Genomic DNA, 17,501 nt, shown 5'->3' on the forward strand with positions numbered 1-17,501 from the left:
GGTGTTACCGACCCACCCAGTCCGAGACCTGCTGCGCCACCTGGTTCGCCGCCTGGTTCAGCGCGGGACCGACGCTATCCGCGTCGATCCTGCCCACCGGCACGCGCGCTTCGAAGCGGCGCTTCTCGATCCCCGTCTGGCCATCGCGTTGCAGCGAGGCGTCGAACATCACCACGGCCTCGCGACGCGTGGCGTCCATGCCGAACTGGCGCAGCTCGCCGCCCAGACGATCGCCCGGATCACCGATCGAATCCCGCGCCGACAGCACCACCCGGCCCGCCCGTGCGGTCAGCGTATCCGCCATCAGCCGCGCGAACAGCCGCGTCGGCGGCTCTGCCCACTGCGCGTTCTTCACATAGGCGATGCTGGTCGCATCCTCCTGTACCGGCACCCGCGCGGTGGCGAGCTCCTGCGGCGCGCTGGGCACCGCGATGGTGATCGACTTGCCCTGCCCCGAATCCTGGGTCTGGCCCACCGTCGGCGCCGATTGCGCCTGGAGCGTCAATAGCGAGGGCGGCGGCTTCGCGCCGAAGCTGATGCAACCGGCGAGCGGGAGCGCGGCGAGCAGAACGATCAGCGGAGTCTTCATGACGGTCCTCATCGGCTTCCTCACTTGCCCTTATAGTCCGGCAGCTTCTGCTGCCCGATCAGCGACCCTGCGCCCTGCTGGTCGACCTTCTCGGCGACCGCCGACAGCGACTGGGTCATCACGCGCAGGTCCTTCACCAGACGATCCGCCTCGGGCACCGTCTGCTTGGAGAAGGTCTGCAGGCCCGGTCGCGCATCGCCGATCGCGGCGTTCAGCGTATCCGCGCTCTGCTGCGCCGAGGCGATCGCCTTGTTCAGATTGGCCATGGTCGGCTTGACGTCCTCGGCGAGCAGGCCGTTGGTCGTCGCCGCGAGCTGGCCGATCGACTGCGCCGCGTCACCCGCCTGCTGGATCGCCACGCGGGTCTGCGCCAGCGTCGCGGCGATCTCCGGCCCGCGATCGGCCAGCGCGTCGGTCAGGCGGTTGGTGTTGTCGAGAATGCCCGCGATCGACGCCTGGTTGCGATCCGACAGCAGCCCGGTCAGCCGCTCGGTCAGCGTCGACAGCCGCTCCAGCAACTGCGGCGCGGAGTTGAGGATCGCGCCGATACCGCCCTGCTTGGTTGGGATGACCGGCACGCCGTAGGGACAGACAGTGCGGTTCTCCGGCTGCGGGCAGGCGATCGGCGGCGCACCCTTGCGCGCGCCATCGAGCGAAATGGTGCTGGTGCCCGTGAAGCTGGCCGAGATCGACGCGGTCGTGCCCTGCAGGATCGGCGTCTGCTCGTTGACCGCGACCCGCACCCGCACGAATTGCGGATCGGGCCGCCACAGCGCGATTTCCTTCACCTGCCCCGAGGGCACGCCCGAATAGGTGACCGCCGAGCCCTTGGCCAGGCCATCGACCGACTGCCGGAAGAAGATGTCATATTCCTTCTCCGACGTGCCGCCCAGCCGGGCGATCCATACGGTGAACAGCGCCAGCACGACGAGCAGGATCAGCACGACGGAGCCGACAAGGACGTGGTTCGAACGAGTTTCCATCAGCGTGTCCCTGGTTCGCCTCTCGCATGGGCATCGGCTTCGGTCCCCTGCGACCGCTGGCCGGTGGCATGGGCTTCGACTTCGGTGGGGTGGCGGGCGGCGTCGGTCTCGGCTGAGCGGGGCCGGATATCGGCGACCTCGTCCTTGGCGGCGATCGCCGCACGACCGCGCGGCCCCTTGAAATATTCCTCGATCCAGGGATGGTCGAGCGCGATCAGCTCGTCGATCGTGCCGACCGCGATCACCTTCTTGTCCGCCAGCACCGCCACCCGGTCGCAAATCGCATAGAGCGTGTCGAGGTCATGGGTGATGAGGAAGACGGTCAGCCCCAGCGTCTTCTGGAGCGAGGCGATCAACTGGTCGAACGCCGCCGCGCCGATCGGGTCGAGCCCCGCGGTCGGCTCGTCGAGGAACAGCAGTTCGGGATCGAGTGCCAGCGCGCGGGCGAGCCCGGCACGCTTCTTCATGCCACCCGACAGCTCGGCGGGGTATTTGGGACCGGCGTCGGCGGGCAGGCCGGTCATCACCACCTTGTAGGACGCGATCTCGTCCATCAGCGCCTGGGGCAGGTCGCGGTAGAATTCGCGAAGCGGCACCGCGACATTCTCCGCGACGGTCAGCGTGGAGAAGAGCGCGCCGCCCTGGAACAGCACGCCCCAGCGCTTTCGCACATCGACCGCCTCGGTCGCCTCGCGGCCGATGGTCTGCTCGCCGAACACGGTGATGTCGCCCGCATCGGGGGTCTGTAGCCCGATGATCGTGCGCATCAGCACCGACTTGCCGGTGCCCGATCCGCCGACCACGCCCAGGATCTCGCCCTTGCGCACGTCGAGGTCGAGCCCGTCATGGATCACCTGCTCGCCGAAGCTGTTGCGCAGCCCCCGAACCTGGATCAGATGTTCGTCCTGCTCGGCCATCAATCCCATCCGATCCAGGTGAAGAACACCGCGAAGAAGGCGTCGAGTACGATCACCAGGAAGATCGCCTGCACGACGGCGGCGGTGGTGCGCAGGCCGACCTGCTCGGCATCCGACTTGACCTGCATCCCCTGGAAACACCCCGCGATCGCGATGATCGCGCCAAAGACGGGCGCCTTGATCAGGCCGACATAGAGGTCGGTGATCGGAACCACCTCGCGAATGCGCGCGATGAAGGTGATCGGCGGGATGCCCAGCGACACGGCCGCCAGGAAGCAGCCGCCGATCATCGCGATCAGCGACGAATAGAAGCCGAGCAACGGCATCAGCGTGACCGCCGCCAGCGTGCGGGGCAGCACCAGCGCCTCCATCGGCGACACGCCGATGACGCGCATCGCGTCGATCTCCTCGGTCAGCTTCATCGTGCCGATCTGCGCCGCGAAGGCCGATCCCGAGCGGCCCGCCACCATGATCGCGGTCATCAACACGCCCAGCTCGCGCAACGTCAGGCGACCGACCAGATTGATCGTGAATACCTCCGCGCCGAACTGGCGAAGCTGCACCGCGCCCTGCTGCGCGATGACGATGCCGATCAGGAAGCTCATCAGCCCGACGATCGCCAGCGCGGTCACGCCCACCGTCTCGAACTCGTGCACCACGGCATTGAAGCGGAAACGGCGCGGATGGCGGATCACCGCCAGCGCGGCGAGCACCGTCGCGCCCATGAAGCCGAGCAGGCCGTACAGCGTCTGGAACGCGGCGACGACGGCATCGCCGACCTCCCCCGCGACGCGCGAAAAGGGGCTGATCGCCTTGGGCCGCATCGCGACCGGCTGATCCGCCTCGACCACCTTGGCCATCAGGTGACGCTGGTCGTCGTCCAGTCCGTCGATCTGTGCATCGTTGCGCGCGGCGAAGCGGTGGATCAGCCAGGCGCCGACGGTATCGATCCGGTCGACCTGCGACAGGTCGAGTCGTCGCACCGAGGCGTCCTCGCGATCGAGGCGCTCGGGCAGGTCGCCCAGCGTCGCCAGCGACAGACTGCCGGTGAAGCGCATCGCGCCACCGTTCGCCGGATCCAGCTGATAATCGGCCTTGGCGTTCATCACCTGCCTCTTTGAGCGAAAGCGGGGGCATCGACAAGGCGCTTCATCGGCACGACGAATCGACCCGGCCCTATAATTAGACGCATGAGTGGCGTTTTCAAAGCAGCCTGTCCACGCCGTGCAGGATCAGGCCGACGCTGCCACCGACCAGCGTGCCGTTGATCCGGATATATTGCAGATCCCGGCCGACCGCGTTCTCCAGCCGTGAGGTGACGGTATCGGCGTCCCAGCCGCGTACCGTCTCCGACACCAGCCGGACGATGGCGTCGCCATAGTCGGCCGCCACCCCGACGACCGCGCGGCGCACGAAGCGGTTGATCGTCGCCGCCAGCCGAGGATCGCTCTGCAAGGTCTGGCCGAGCTGGCGAAGCGTCTCGCCCAGCCGTCCGGCGGTCACCGCCTGCGGGTCGCGGGCCATGCGCAGCAGCGCCTCGCGCGCCTGTTCCCACAATCCGTCGATCCAGCGCTGCATCGCCGGGTTGGCGACCAGGTCGTTCTTCATCGCCTCCACCCGGGCGCGGGTGTCGGGATCATATTGCAGGTCCCAGGCGAGGCGATCCAACCCCTCCTCGATCTTCAGGCGAAGCGGATGCTCGCGATCCTCGGCCACGTCGTGGAGCAGCTTGTGCAGCCCGTCGATCAGCTTGTCGGCCAGCGTCTCGTCCAGCCCGGTCCAGCGCAGGATCGCGCCCGCACGCTCATGCACCATCGCGCGGACGATCGGCTCGTTCGCCTCCAGCGCGCTCGCCGCCCAGCGCAGCACCGAGTCGAGCAACGGCAGATGCCGCCCCTCGGCAATGCTGGCCTTCATCAACTGGCCGAGGATCGGGGACACCTCGGTCGCGCGCAGCCGGGCGCCGATCCCCGCCTTGACCATGCCGCCGAGCCGCTGGGGATCGAAAGCGGTCAGCATCTCGGCGAACAGCTTGGACGCGCCGCGCCGGATCCGCCCGCCCTCCTGCGGCGGTTGCGCCAGCCAGCGCCCGGCGGCGCCCGCGACATCCAGCCGGTGCATCCGCCGCGCGACGACGCGGGGGATCAGGAAATTGGTGCGCAGGAAGTTGGCGAGCGTGTCGCCGATACGGTCCTTGTTGCGCGGCACGATCGCGGTGTGCGGGATGGGCAGCCCCAGCGGATGGCGGAACAACGCGGTCACCGCGAACCAGTCGGCCAGCCCACCGACCATCGCCGCCTCCGCGAAGGAGCGGACGAAACCCCAAAGGGGATGAACCGGCTGCAGGGCGCGCGAGATCAGGAACAGCGCCGCCATCGACAGCAACAGCCCCGTCGCAACCGCCCGCATTTTCCGCAGGGCGGCTGGAACGGGCTGACTACCCCCCAATCGCGTCGCGACTTCCATCGTTCAGGACAATTCGCGAACGGCGGCTTTGTTCAAGTGGAATCTTTCCCGAGCGTAACGAAACGGCGTGCGTGATCCTCCCCGGCACGGGGCGGTGGCAGCGCGAAGCGCGGACGGAGGGGGGCCGCCACACCAGTCGACCCGTGCGGCGCTCCCCCTCCACCATCCCTGACATGGTCCCCCTTGCCGTTCGGGCGCGGTCTTATTCCGCCGGACCATAACCCAGCTTGCCGGTCGCGGGCGGCAGCGCGGGGCCGCCCGCCGGGCCTTCGATCACTGGCCCTGCCCCCACTTCGTCACCGGGCGTGTAGGTCAGCAACCGCTTGCCCAGGCGCGGGCCGATCCAGCGCTCTACCCCGACCGCCAGGCTGAACGCCGCGGGCACGATCAACAGCGTCAGGATGGTCGACATGGCGAGGCCGCCGATCACGGTCACGCCCATCGGGCTGCGCCACGACCCGTCACCACCCAGCGACAGCGCGGTCGGGACCATGCCCGCCACCATCGCGACCGTGGTCATCACGATCGGCTGCGCACGCTTGTGACCGGCGTCGAGCACCGCGTCGCGTACTGGCACGCCCTTGGCGATCTCCTCCAGCGCGAAGTCGATCAGCAGGATCGAGTTCTTGGCGACGATGCCGAGCAGCATCAGCAACCCGATATAGACCGGCAGCGAGAGAGGATTGCCGGTGAAGTAGAGCGCCAGCAATCCGCCCAGCGGCGCGAGCAGCAGCGAGGCCATGTTGACGAAGGGCGGCAGGAAGCGGCGATAGAGCAGCACCAGCACCGCGAAGACCATGAAGATGGCGGAGATGATCGCCGTGAAGAAGTTGGTCATCATCTCGTTCTGCATCTTGGCCTGGCCCAGCACCATTTCGCTGACCCCCATCGGCAGATTCTTCATGATCGGCAGGTCGTGGACCTTCTTCATCGCGTCGCCGCTGATCACGCCCTTGGCCAGATCGGCGCCGACCGTCACCTGACGCCGCTGGTTCACACGATCGATCTGGGTCGGCCCGGCGCCGAGCCCGATATCGGCGACGACGCTCAAGGGCACCGATCCGCCGGTCTGGGTCTGGACCGGCAGGTTCTGGATGGTCGACAGGCGTGCGCGGGCATTCTGGTCGAGCGCGACGCGGATCGGCACCTGACGGTCCGACAGCGAGAAGCGCGCCGAATTCTGGTCGATATCGCCCAGCGTCGCGATGCGGATCGCGCTGGACAGCGCCTGCGTCGTCACGCCCAGATTGGCCGCGAGGTCGAGGCGCGGGCGGATGACGATCTCGGGCCGGTCGAGATTGCCGACAATCCGCGGCGCGACCAGGCCGGGGACGGTCCCCATCTGCTCGACGATCTTGTTGGCGGTATCGCGCAGCACGGCCGGATCGTCACCGCCCAGCGTGATGGTCAGGTCGCGACCGCTGGAGCCCCAGCCGAATTGCGACTGGAAGGAGACGCGGGCGTCGGGGACGGCCGCCAGTTCGGGCGCGAGCGACCGTTCGAAGTCGGTGCTCTTCATCGAGCGGTCCTCCTTCAACGTCGCCACCACGCGGCCATTGCCGACGCCGGTGCGCGAATAGACCGATTCGACATCGGGCTGCTTCTTGAGGAACGCGGCGACGCGCTTCACCACCTGGTCGGTCTGCGCCAGCGTGGTGCCGGGCACCATCTCGATCTTGGCGACCGCCTGGTCGTTATCCTGGGGCGGCTGGAAGGTCTTGGGGATGACCGCGAACATCACGACGGTCAGCGCGAAGGCGAGGAAGCCGATGCCGATCACCCAGAAGCGGTGATCGCGGAACCGCCCGAAGAACCGCCGGACGCGGCCGCGCGGTGGCCCGTCGGTCGGCCGGTCGTAGCGAAGCGACCAGCGGAGCGTCGCCATATAGGCGTCCATCAACCGCCCTTCGCCATGGCTGGCATGACCGGCGGACTTGAGGAAATAGGCCGCGATCATCGGTGTGATCATGCGCGCGACGGCAAGGCTCATCAGCACCGAGACGACGACGGTCAGGCCGAAATTCTTGAAATACTGGCCCGGCACGCCCGGCATGATCGACACGGGCAGGAACACCGCGACGATCGCCATGGTGGTGCCCAGCACGGCCAGCCCGATCTCGTCCGCCGCGTCGATCGACGCCTGGTAGGCGGATTTGCCCATGCGCATGTGGCGAACGATATTCTCGATCTCCACGATCGCATCGTCGACCAGCACGCCCGCGACCAGGCTGAGCGCGAGCAGCGTCATCTGGTTGAGCGTGAAGTTCATCAGGTCCATGACCCAGAAGGTCGGTATCGCCGACAGCGGGATGGCCAGCGCCGAGATCACCGTCGCGCGCCAGTCGCGCAGGAACAGGAACACGACGATCACCGCCAGCACCGCGCCCTCGATCATCGCATGGATGGCGCTCTCATATTGCTGCTCGGTATATTTCACGCTGTTCGAGCGGAGGACGAACTTGACCTCCGGATTGCGCTTCTGGAGTTCGTTGAGCTTGTCGACCGCACCCTTGAAGACGCTGACGTCCGATGCGCCCTTGGCGCGCTGGAAGTCGAAGCTGATGACCTGGCGCCCGTCGACCGCCGCCTGCGAACGCTGCTCGGCGTAGAGGTCGCGGACCGTCGCGATATCGGCGAGCCTTACGGTGCGGCCGCCGCCGACATTGATCTGGCTCTGCCCCAGGTCATAGGCGTTGCGCGCATTGCCCAGCACGCGGACCGCCTGTTCGGTCCCCGCGATCTCGGCGCGACCACCCGCCGCGTTCAGGTTGGTCATGCGGAGCTGCGCATTGACCTCGCTCGCGGTCAGGCCCTGCGCCTGGAGCTTCAAGGGATCGAGGATGACGCGGATCTCGCGCGTCACGCCGCCGTTGCGGATGACCTTGGACAGGCCGGGGACCGACAACAGCTCCTTGGTCACGTTGTTGTCGATATACCAGCTGAGCTGCTCGGGCGTCATGTTGGACGCGATCGCCGAGTAGCTGGCGAGGTCGTTGTCGGTCGAGTCGACGCGGATCACCTGCGGCTCGAGGATGCCGTCGGGCAGCATCGAGCGGATCTGGGTGATCGCGTCGCGCGCATCGCTGACCGCGCGGTCGATCGGCGTACCGATGTCGAGCTGGACCAGGGTCTGCGACTGGCCCTCGGTCACGGTCGAGGTGATCTGGTCGACGCCCTGGAGATTCCGCAACGCCGCCTCGACCCGCTGGGTGACCTGGGTCTCCAGCTCGGTCGGTGCCGCACCCGGCTGGTTCACGACGACCACGACGATCGGGAAATCGATGTCGGGGTCGTTGTTCACATCCATCCGCATGAAGCTGACGATCCCCGCCAGCGTCAGCGCGACGAACAGGACGATCGGCGGAACCGGGTTCCGGATCGCCCATGCGGAGATGTTGCGGAAACTCATCTTACTTGGCCTCCGGGCCGCCTAGAATCGGATGGACCTGCTGGCCGACCGCCAGGAAGCCACCCGCCGAACGCACCACCCGCTCGGTCCCGTTCAGGCCCGAGGCGATGGTCACGCCATCGTCCGACACCTGACCGATCTTGATGTTGCGGCGTGCGACCTTGTTGTCGGAGCCGACGATATACACGAAGCTGCCCTTGTCGTCGCTCTGGATCGCCGAATCGGGGAGGACGGGCGCGCGGCCCGCGCCGCCACGGATCGTCGCCGAGGCGAAGCCACCGGGACGCAGTTCGGGGCTGTAGCTGAGCGCGATCCGCGCGACGCCCTGGCGGGTCTGCGGGTCGATCACCGGCGACACCTGCCACACTTCGCCCTTGAACGTCTTGTCGCCGCCGACCGGCGTGACGGTGGCGGGCGAGCCGACGGTCAGGCCGACCAGATCCGATTCGGCGAGCTGCGCGCGCAGCTCCATCTGACCATCCATCGCCATGCGGAACAGCACGCCCGAGCCCGAGCTGACGATCTGGCCCGGCTCCGCCTGGCGCGTGAGGACGAGGCCCGCCTGCGGCGCCCGGATGTCGAGACGACCGTTGAAGGCGCGCTGCTGGTCGAGCTGCGCCTGCGCCACCCGGACGTTCGCAACGGCGGCATCGCGTGCCGCCGTCTTGGTCTCGATATCGGCGCGACTGACGAAGCCACGGTCGACCAGCGCCTTCGCGCGGTTGAGATTGGCCTCGGCCAGCGTCGCGTCCGCCTGCCGCACCTTGACCTGCGCGGCGAGCGTGGCCGTCCCCTGGATCTGCACCGACCGGTCGACGGTCGCGAGCACCTGCCCCGCGCGGACCCACTGGCCCGGTTCGACCAGGACGCGGGTGATCAGGCCGCCCTCGCCCGCGACGCCGACCGGCATCTCGCGCCGCGCCGCCAGCGTGCCGGTGGCCGAGATGACCCGGCTGACCGCCTGCTGGCCCGGGACCACCACGGTGATGTTGGGGATCTGGGTCCCGCCCGCATTGCCCGCGGCCGAATCATGCTTCTTGCCGCCAAGGAAATACCACGCCGCCAGCGCCACGAGGACCAGTATCACGGCCACCGGGATCCAGCGCCGCCGTGCGGGCGCGGGTCCTTCCAGTGCCATGTGGCCGCCGCCCCCGATCGCCGCCGTTTCGTAATTCATGTTCGTCATCGATCCCCGATCCGCATCCTAATGTCGTGACCACGCCGGCAGATGCGCCCAATCCATGGCTGTATTATCGAAATACATCACCCTGCTCAAGTCACTTTGAGTATGGGAAGATTAAGGCGGCTCTAAGATGCGTCGGACGCGTTCATCGCACGTTTGGGCGCGCTGCGCCAAAGGCTTTGCCAACATCAAAGGGAGTTGATGATGAAATCCATCTTGTTGTCCGCCGCGCTGGTTCCGATCGCCATGGGTTCGGGCGTCGCCGCCCAGACGCTACCCGCGCCGACCACGGTCGAACCGCTGGTTCCGGCGGCGGGTACGGTGCTCGACGTCTCGGCGGAGGGACGCACAACGCGCGTGCCCGATCTCGCGACGATCCGCGCGGGCGTGGTCAGCCAGGGTGCGACCGCCGCCGCCGCGCTGACCGACAATGCGCAGCGCATGGCGCGGGTGCTGGCGGCGGTGAAGCGCGCGGGCGTCGCCGAGCGCGATATCCAGACCGCGACCGTCCAGTTGCAGCCGCAATATCGCTATGGCGACAATGTCCCGCCGACCATCACCGGCTATCAGGCGACCAATACGCTGAGCATCCGCTTCCGCGACATCGCCCGGTCGGGCACGGTGCTCGACGCGCTGGTGGCACAGGGTGCGAACCAGATCGACGGCCCCAACCTGTCGATCGACAAGCCCGATGCGGCCCTCGACGAAGCGCGGACCGATGCGATCGCGCGGGCGCGGGCGCGGGCCGAACTCTATGCCAAAGCGGCGGGTATGCGCGTCGCGCGGATCGTGTCGATCACCGAAAACGGCCAGGATGCCGGTGGGCCGGAGCGGCCGATGATGATGGTCCGCGCCATGGCGTCCGATGCCGCCGCGAAGACCAGCATCGCGCCCGGCGAGCGTGACGTGACGGTCAACGTCTCGGTCCGCTTCCTGCTGAACTGATCGGGGCCGCCCCCGCCGCCCCCTTCGCCATCGCGGTCGAGGGGGCGGCGGACAGGCGTGGCGCGCACCATACCGGATATACAAAAAGAGGCCGCCCGGTTTCCCGGACGGCCTCTTTGGTTCCGCTCAGAGCGATGGTGTGCTTAGCGCACCCGACCGCGACGAACGAGGTTCACGATCGCCAGCAGGACGACAGCGCCCAGCAGCGAAACGAGGAACGAATAGAGCGACAGACCGGCGTTGTTGATCGAGCCGCCAGCAAAGATCAGACCGCCGATGAACGCGCCGATGATACCGACGACGATGTTCAGGAAGATGCCCTGCTGGGCGTCAGTACGCATGATGATGCTGGCCAGCCAGCCGATGACACCACCGATGATAAGCCACAGGATGATACCCATTGTCTTTCCCTCCGTTGGGCCCGCGAGCGGGACACGGGGGGAAGACGTGCGAATGCCGGTTATTGTTCCGTCCCCGTACCGGCAATTCGATGAAGCGTTTTCACAAAGTCAACGATGCGATCGTTTTTATCCGCCGATCGCCCGTGGGGGTCAGTATTTCTGCTGGCGTTCGTAGAGCGAGCGATAATGCTGGATACGGGTCACGCGCAGGCCCGGCATCCCCGACCGGTCGATCGCACGCTGCCAACCGGCGAATTCCTCGACCGTCAGGCCATAGCGGTCGCAGACCTCGTCCACCGACAGCAGGCCGCCGTTGACCGCCGCGACCACCTCCGCCTTGCGACGCACCACCCAGCGCGTCGTGCTGGGCGGCGGCAGCGATTCGAGCGTCAGCGGTTCGCCGAGCGGCCCGATCACCTTGGCAGGACGGATCTTTTGATTCTCCATCATCATACAACCTCACCGGGGCTCCCAACCCCTATGCCTTCTGTAAGGACCGTCCTGACACAGCCCCTTGAACATCACCTAAAGTCGAAAGGTTAACGGTTCATTCATTCTTATTCCAATGCGCCAGAAGTCGCGCCATCGGCCCGTTGAACGCACCGTCCAAGGGCGCGAACAGGGCCGGATCGGGTGCGCCGCGCACGAAGCCCGCCTGCACCACCGCCGTATGGCTGGCGGCCTGGCGCGCCGTCGCGCCGACCATGAGCACCGCCAGATCGGGCGGCAGCACCGTGAGTTCGGCATCCCGGTCAAAACGGTTGAAACTCAGATCCAAAAGCGCGGTCCATCCCGATCGTGAACCACCCTGTTACCGGGCGGATATGAAAACCGGGTAAAGGGCGATGCGTCCGCCCCCTTTTATTGTGCGACGGGGTCGGCGCCCCGCACCCTCGCCCCCTGTCGCGCGCTTTGCAAGCCGCGGGCGAAAGGCGTATGGGGGCGCCATGGAGCAGATGGTGGATTTCCAGCTTGGGGGCGATCCCCGGGCGCGTCGAATCGTGGTGGCGATGTCGGGCGGGGTGGACAGCTCGGTCGTGGCGGCGCTCGCGCATGCGACGGGAGCCGAGACGATCGGCGTCACCCTCCAGCTTTACGACCATGGCGAGGCGGTCGGCCGCGCCGGGGCCTGCTGCGCCGGACGCGACATTCGCGACGCGCGCGCGGTCTGCGACCGGCTGGGTATCGCGCATTACGTGTTCGATCACGAGGATAGCTTCCGCACACAGGTGGTCGACCGCTTCGCCGACGAATATCTGGCGGGGCGCACGCCCATCCCCTGCGTCCAGTGCAACATGGGCCCCAAATTCACCGACCTGCTGAAGCTGGCGCGCGACCTGGGCGCGGATTGCCTGGCGACCGGCCATTATGTCCGCCGGGTCGAGGGGGCGAGCGGGGCCGAATTGCATCGCGGCGCCGATCCGGCACGCGACCAGAGCTATTTCCTGTTCGCGACGACGCAGGGCCAGCTCGACTTCCTGCGCTTTCCGCTGGGCGCGCTGCCCAAATCGCGCGTGCGCGAAATCGCCGCCGAACTGGGGCTGGGAGTCGCGGCCAAGCCCGACAGCCAGGATATCTGCTTCGTGCCCGATGGCGACTATGCCGGGCTCGTCAAGAAATTGCGTCCGGAATCGGATACGCGGGGCGACATCGTCGATCTGGCGGGAGCCAAGCTGGGCGAGCATCGCGGCCTGATCCATTATACGGTCGGCCAGCGGCGCGGCCTGGAGATCGGCGGCAGTCCCGAGCCGCTCTATGTCGTCCGGCTGGAGCCCGACACGAAGCGGGTCGTCGTCGGTCCGCGCATCGCGCTGGCGGTGGAGGCGGCGCGGCTGACCGGCATGAACGTGCTGGGGCCACTCGACGGCCCGGTCTTCGCCAAGGTCCGCTCGATGGCGAAACCCGTGCCTGCCCGAATGGTCGGCGACCGACTCGTGTTCGAGGCACCCGAATATGGCGTGTCGCCGGGCCAGGCGGCGGTGCTCTATGACGGCGACCGGGTGCTGGGCGGAGGCTGGATCGCCGAAACCGAGGCGGCACGCATCGCCGCCTGAGGCGTTGGTCCCGGCATGACCGGCCCCGATATCGAAGAGTTGCGCCGCCAGATGGAAGCGGCCGCCGAACGGCTCGATTTCGAAGCGGCGAAGGCCTTGCGCGATCGCATCAACCTTCTGCGCGGCGGGGCGGAGGATACCGAGGTCGACACCAGCGGCCTGACCCGCCAGCGCCCCGGTGCGATGGGCCTGGGCACCAGCCAGTCCCGCCCCGAACGCCCCGAGGGCTGGGTCCCGCCCAAAAAGCCCGACCCGATGACCAGGGGCCGCGGGCGGCGGCAGGGCTAGGCGCCAGCCTGCCTTGCCGGGACGAAGGGGGACCGCTCAACGCCCCAGCGCGAACGCCCCTCGATAGGCGGGCTTCACCGCCGCCAAAACCGCGCGGTTTACCGGCAGGGTCACCTCATAGCTCCCCTCGGCATAGGATCCGGCGACATAGGGATCGGCGATCAGCCCGATCCGGTCGATGGCGCGACCGTTGGACGAACCGAGCAACAGCGTCAGGTCCTTGAGCGGCGGACAGGCATTCATCGAGGACAGTTCGCCGCCCTGGTTACGCCGTATCTGTTCGGCCTTGAGCCTGGCGCAATAATCGCTGCGGGTCGCGCCCTGCAGTGCGGCGACCGAAGTGAAGACCGATTTGGTATCGAGCCGCCGCCCCGCCGCCTTGTCCCAGAGCAGCGCCGAGGAGCCGGGCTGGCCATGCGCGCCGCCGGTGAAATTATAGCTGTCGCTCGACAGGCTCAGGAAGCGGGGCGTGTCGGTGACCATCTTCCATGTCTTTTCATAGGAGTAGGGGCGGAACGGAAAGTCGGAACCCTTGGCGTCGCGACGCTCGGCCGCGGCTCCCTGCGCCGTTTTGGTGCGAAGCGTCCTGGCTTCCGCGTCCAGCATCGCCCGCAGCGCGGGAAACCGCGCCACCGCCGCCGGATAGCGATAGGTGAACTCGTAATCCGCCGTCTTCGCATGGATCACCCCGGTCTGCGCCGCGACCGGCACGGCGGTTCCCATGAGCATCGCCGCGATCATCATCGTCCGCATACCGTCTCTCCTCCGAATTTTCCGGCATATTGGCCGAAACGGGCTGTACGGACGATGACCGCACCGGTTCCCCTTGAGCGCGGCGCGCCGAGAACGTATATCGAACAAATGGCGCAACTCGATACCCGTGAGAAGCTGGCGATCCTGGCGGACGCCGCGAAATATGACGCATCCTGTGCGTCGTCGGGCACGTCCAAGCGAAACAGCCTGGATGGCAAGGGCATCGGATCGACCGAGGGTATGGGCATCTGCCACGCCTATGCGCCCGATGGCCGATGCATCTCGCTATTGAAGATCCTGCTGACCAATAGCTGCATCTTCGACTGCCATTATTGCATCAACCGCAAGTCGTCCAACGTCCGCCGGGCGCGGTTCACGGCGCAGGAGGTGGTGAACCTCACCCTCGCCTTCTACCGGCGCAATTATATCGAGGGGCTGTTCCTCTCCTCGGGCATCATCAAGTCGTCCGATTACACGATGGAGCAGATCGTCGAGGTCGCGCGGTCGCTGCGCGAGGATCATGGCTTTCGCGGCTATATCCATCTGAAGACGATCCCCGACGCCGATCCCGAGCTGGTGCGCCTGGCCGGGGTGCACGCCGACCGGGTGTCGATCAACGTCGAACTGCCCACCGTGGGCGGCCTGCGACGGCTGGCGCCCGAAAAGGACGCCGGCCGGATCGAGGGCGCGATGGCGGACGTGAAGACCGCGATCGACGATCGGCAGGATGCCGCGAAGAAATACAAGTCCGCCCCCGGCTTCGCGCCAGCGGGCCAGTCGACGCAGATGATCGTCGGCGCCGACGCCGCCACCGACCGCGACATCGTCGGTCGCGCGGCGACGCTCTACGACCGGTTCCGCCTGCGCCGCGTCTATTATTCGGCGTTCAGCCCGATCCCCGACGCCTCCGCGGTGCTGCCGCTCCAGCGGCCGCCGCTGATGCGCGAGCATCGGCTCTACCAGTCCGACTGGCTGATGCGCTTCTACGACTATCAACCGCGCGAGGTTGCCGCCGCCGCCGATGAGGCCACGGGCATGCTGCCGCTCGACATCGATCCCAAGCTCGCCTGGGCCCTGAAATTCCGGCAGAATTTCCCGGTCGACGTCAATCGCGCCCCCCGCGAGATGCTGTTGCGCGTGCCCGGCCTGGGGGTGAAGGCGGTGGACCGCATCATCGCCAGCCGCAAGTGGCGGCGGCTGCGGCTCGACGATATCGCGCGGCTGACCGTGTCGATCGTGAAACTTCGCCCCTTCCTGATCGCCGAGGATTGGCGACCGATCGCGCTGGCCGATCAGGCCGATCTGCGTCCGCTGGTGAAGCCCAAGGTCAAACAGCTCGAACTCTTCGGCTGAGTGAGAGTGACTCGCGGATGAAACGAGCGTCACGCTTCGCCGTTGGATGCGCGAAGGAGACAGGATCATGGCGACCGCCGACATTTATGCCGATCTGAAGCGCGATCACGACAAGCAGCGGGAAATGCTGAAGGAACTCGCCGAACTCAAGGGCGACGGGGCCAAGCGCAAGACGCTGTTCGAGACCTTCCGCATCGAAATTCAGAGCCATGCCGCCGCCGAGGAGGAATCGCTCTACGCCACCATGCTCGCCGAACCCGATCTGCGCGACGATGCGCGCCATTCGGTATCCGAGCATAAGGAGATCGACGATCTGCTCGGCGAGATGATGGACCTCGACTTCGCGTCGGACGAGTGGGAATCGAAATTCTTCCACATGCGCCACCGCTACGAGCATCATATCGACGAGGAAGAGGAAGAGATGTTTCCGGCCGCCGAAAAGGAGCTGGATGAAGCCACCGAGCGGAAGCTCGCGAAAACCTATGAAGAGCGCAAGCCGATCGAGGCGAAGGAGGCCAAGGCCAACCCGCCCGGCGCAGACGAGCGCGATTGATCGTTGGATCGGCCCATACCCTCCCCGGCACGGGGAGGGGGACCGCCGCGAAGCGGGGCTTCCGTGGAAGCCCCGCTCCGTCATGCCTGCAGCCTGCCACCTCGCCATGCCGGGGAGGAAGCGCGCAGGATAGAAGACGCCGTTGAACCATGCGGATCGTCACCCTTCCCGCCCCCGACGACTTCGATGCGTGGCGCGACGCGGCGCGCGGGCTGATCGCCGACAGCGTGCCGCCCGATCAGGTGGTATGGCAGGTCGGCGATCGGCCCGGCGACCTGTTCGGCGCGGTCGCGGAGCACGCGGGCACCACGGACGCCCCGCGCTTCAGCGTGTCACGCGGCTTCCTCGACCTCGCACGCAGCGTGATCCTGTCCAACGATCCCGAGCGCTTCGTCCTGCTTCACACCGCGCTCGACCGGCTGCGCCGCCAACCGAGGCTGATCGAGGATCAGGCCGATCCGCTTGTCCGGCGCCTCGACCGGCTGGCCAAGGCGGTCCGCCGTGACATCCACAAGATGCGGGCCTTCCTCCGCTTTCGCGAGACCGAGGACGGCGAAGGCCCGCGCTATGTCGCCTGGTTCGAGCCCGAACATCATATCGTCCGCGCCAATGCCGCCTTCTTCGTCAACCGTTTCACCACCATGCGCTGGTCGATCCTGACGCCCGAGGTGTCGCTGCACTGGAATGGCCAGACGCTGTCGGAAGGGCCCGGCGCGACCAAGGCGGACGCGCCCGAGGGCGACCCGACAGAGGCGGTCTGGAAGACCTATTACGCCAGCATCTTCAACCCGGCCCGCGTCAAGATCGGCGCGATGCTGAAGGAGATGCCGCGCAAATACTGGAAAAACATGCCGGAAACCGCGCTGGTCGGCCAACTGATCGCAGGCGCGCAGGCGCGGGAGACGGGGATGATCGACACCGCCAGGGACGATGTGCGCTCGGGGCGCGGTGGCAATGCACTGGGTGCATGGGCGGCCTTGCGCGACGAGGCGATGGGCTGCACCCGCTGTCCGCTGTACGCGCCCGCGACGCAGACCGTTTTCGGCGAGGGGCCGGTCGACGCGGCGCTGATGTTCGTCGGCGAGCAGCCCGGCGACCAGGAGGATCTGGCGGGCCATCCCTTTGTCGGACCGGCGGGCCAGGTCTTCGACCGTGCGGTGGCGGAGGCCGGTATCGATCGCGCGACGGCTTACGTCACCAACGCGGTCAAGCATTTCAAGTTCGAGCCGCGCGGCAAGCGCCGTATCCATAGCTCGCCCAATGCGGGCGAGATCCAGGCGTGCCGCTGGTGGGTCGAGCAGGAACGGCTGCTGATCCAGCCGCAGGTCACGGTGGCGCTGGGCGCGACGGCGGCGCGATCCTTGTTCGGCAAGGCGATGACCATCGGCCGCGAGCGGGGCAAGCCCCTTACCCTGCCCGATGGCGGGACGGCCTTCATCACGGTACATCCGAGCTATCTGCTCCGCCTGCCCGACCCGGCGGCAAAGGATGCCGAATATGCGCGGTTCGTCGAGGATTTGAGGCTGGCGGCGGGGGCGAGCCGCCAAGCCTGACATTTGACAGGCTCGTCTTTCGGTCAGAGGGTGCCGAAAGCGGAATGACGGGGG

Annotated in this window: 17 protein-coding genes; 6 read left to right on the forward strand and 11 right to left on the reverse strand. The window is 67.2% G+C overall.

What is annotated here, in order from left to right:
- Positions 1 to 4: 4 nt before the first annotated feature.
- From LRP66_RS10680 to LRP66_RS10710, 7 genes are all read right to left on the reverse strand, one after another.
- Positions 5 to 589 carry an ABC-type transport auxiliary lipoprotein family protein gene (locus LRP66_RS10680; protein WP_230482563.1) on the reverse strand — a complete coding sequence of 195 codons (585 nt, stop codon included), beginning with the start codon at positions 587 to 589 and terminating at the stop codon, positions 5 to 7.
- 20 nt (positions 590 to 609) lie between these two features.
- On the reverse strand, positions 610 to 1,572 hold the full coding sequence (locus tag LRP66_RS10685; RefSeq protein ID WP_230482565.1) for an MlaD family protein: 963 nt from the start codon (positions 1,570 to 1,572) through the stop codon (positions 610 to 612).
- Positions 1,572 to 2,489, reverse strand: a complete 918-nt coding sequence (locus tag LRP66_RS10690) for an ABC transporter ATP-binding protein (RefSeq protein ID WP_230482567.1) — start codon at positions 2,487 to 2,489, stop codon at positions 1,572 to 1,574. Before LRP66_RS10690 ends, LRP66_RS10685 begins: the two co-directional genes overlap by 1 nt.
- Positions 2,489 to 3,595 carry an ABC transporter permease gene (locus tag LRP66_RS10695; protein ID WP_230482569.1) on the reverse strand — a complete coding sequence of 369 codons (1,107 nt, stop codon included), beginning with the start codon at positions 3,593 to 3,595 and terminating at the stop codon, positions 2,489 to 2,491. The genes LRP66_RS10690 and LRP66_RS10695 overlap by 1 nt, the downstream gene beginning before the upstream one ends.
- 97 nt (positions 3,596 to 3,692) lie before the next feature.
- Positions 3,693 to 4,898: a DUF445 domain-containing protein gene (locus LRP66_RS10700; protein ID WP_230482571.1), complete on the reverse strand. Its 1,206-nt coding sequence runs from the start codon at positions 4,896 to 4,898 to the stop codon at positions 3,693 to 3,695.
- Positions 4,899 to 5,157: 259 nt separating this feature from the next.
- On the reverse strand, positions 5,158 to 8,364 hold the full coding sequence (locus LRP66_RS10705; RefSeq protein ID WP_230482573.1) for an efflux RND transporter permease subunit: 3,207 nt from the start codon (positions 8,362 to 8,364) through the stop codon (positions 5,158 to 5,160).
- 1 nt (position 8,365) lies between these two features.
- Complete coding sequence (locus LRP66_RS10710; RefSeq protein ID WP_230482620.1) at positions 8,366 to 9,541, reverse strand: efflux RND transporter periplasmic adaptor subunit; 1,176 nt, start codon at positions 9,539 to 9,541, stop codon at positions 8,366 to 8,368.
- 207 nt (positions 9,542 to 9,748) lie between these two features.
- On the opposite strand from LRP66_RS10710, the gene LRP66_RS10715 reads away from it, so the two are divergent.
- Complete coding sequence (locus LRP66_RS10715) at positions 9,749 to 10,492, forward strand: SIMPL domain-containing protein (RefSeq protein ID WP_443026687.1); 744 nt, start codon at positions 9,749 to 9,751, stop codon at positions 10,490 to 10,492.
- Between the two features lie 143 nt (positions 10,493 to 10,635).
- Here LRP66_RS10715 and LRP66_RS10720 read toward each other — a convergent pair whose 3' ends face one another.
- From LRP66_RS10720 to LRP66_RS10730, 3 genes are all read right to left on the reverse strand, one after another.
- Positions 10,636 to 10,893, reverse strand: coding sequence for a GlsB/YeaQ/YmgE family stress response membrane protein (locus LRP66_RS10720; RefSeq protein ID WP_230482577.1), 258 nt, complete (start codon positions 10,891 to 10,893; stop codon positions 10,636 to 10,638).
- Between the two features lie 150 nt (positions 10,894 to 11,043).
- Positions 11,044 to 11,343 (reverse strand): CtrA inhibitor SciP, encoded by a 300-nt coding sequence (gene sciP, locus LRP66_RS10725; protein WP_230482579.1) that lies wholly within the window; start codon positions 11,341 to 11,343, stop codon positions 11,044 to 11,046.
- Positions 11,344 to 11,440: 97 nt separating this feature from the next.
- Entirely contained in the window at positions 11,441 to 11,671 is a 231-nt protein-coding gene (locus tag LRP66_RS10730; protein ID WP_230482581.1) for a hypothetical protein, read from the reverse strand.
- 169 nt (positions 11,672 to 11,840) lie between these two features.
- Between LRP66_RS10730 and mnmA the strand changes: the two genes are divergently transcribed.
- Positions 11,841 to 12,947: a tRNA 2-thiouridine(34) synthase MnmA gene (gene mnmA / locus LRP66_RS10735; protein WP_443026688.1), complete on the forward strand. Its 1,107-nt coding sequence runs from the start codon at positions 11,841 to 11,843 to the stop codon at positions 12,945 to 12,947.
- A 15-nt stretch (positions 12,948 to 12,962) separates the two neighbouring features.
- Complete coding sequence (locus LRP66_RS10740) at positions 12,963 to 13,235, forward strand: UvrB/UvrC motif-containing protein (RefSeq protein ID WP_230482583.1); 273 nt, start codon at positions 12,963 to 12,965, stop codon at positions 13,233 to 13,235.
- Positions 13,236 to 13,271: 36 nt separating this feature from the next.
- Here the strand turns inward: LRP66_RS10740 and LRP66_RS10745 are convergent, their stop codons facing one another.
- Positions 13,272 to 13,988, reverse strand: a complete 717-nt coding sequence (locus LRP66_RS10745; protein ID WP_230482585.1) for a DUF4163 domain-containing protein — start codon at positions 13,986 to 13,988, stop codon at positions 13,272 to 13,274.
- Between the two features lie 108 nt (positions 13,989 to 14,096).
- On the opposite strand from LRP66_RS10745, the gene LRP66_RS10750 reads away from it, so the two are divergent.
- From LRP66_RS10750 to LRP66_RS10760, 3 genes are all read left to right on the forward strand, one after another.
- On the forward strand, positions 14,097 to 15,341 hold the full coding sequence (locus LRP66_RS10750) for a putative DNA modification/repair radical SAM protein (protein ID WP_230482586.1): 1,245 nt from the start codon (positions 14,097 to 14,099) through the stop codon (positions 15,339 to 15,341).
- Positions 15,342 to 15,408: 67 nt separating this feature from the next.
- Positions 15,409 to 15,894 (forward strand): hemerythrin domain-containing protein, encoded by a 486-nt coding sequence (locus tag LRP66_RS10755; protein ID WP_230482588.1) that lies wholly within the window; start codon positions 15,409 to 15,411, stop codon positions 15,892 to 15,894.
- Between the two features lie 149 nt (positions 15,895 to 16,043).
- Positions 16,044 to 17,447 (forward strand): UdgX family uracil-DNA binding protein, encoded by a 1,404-nt coding sequence (locus tag LRP66_RS10760; RefSeq protein WP_230482590.1) that lies wholly within the window; start codon positions 16,044 to 16,046, stop codon positions 17,445 to 17,447.
- Positions 17,448 to 17,501: the final 54 nt, after the last annotated feature.

The organism is Sphingomonas sp. Leaf21 (assembly GCF_916858675.1).
Taxonomy (GTDB): domain Bacteria; phylum Pseudomonadota; class Alphaproteobacteria; order Sphingomonadales; family Sphingomonadaceae; genus Sphingomonas.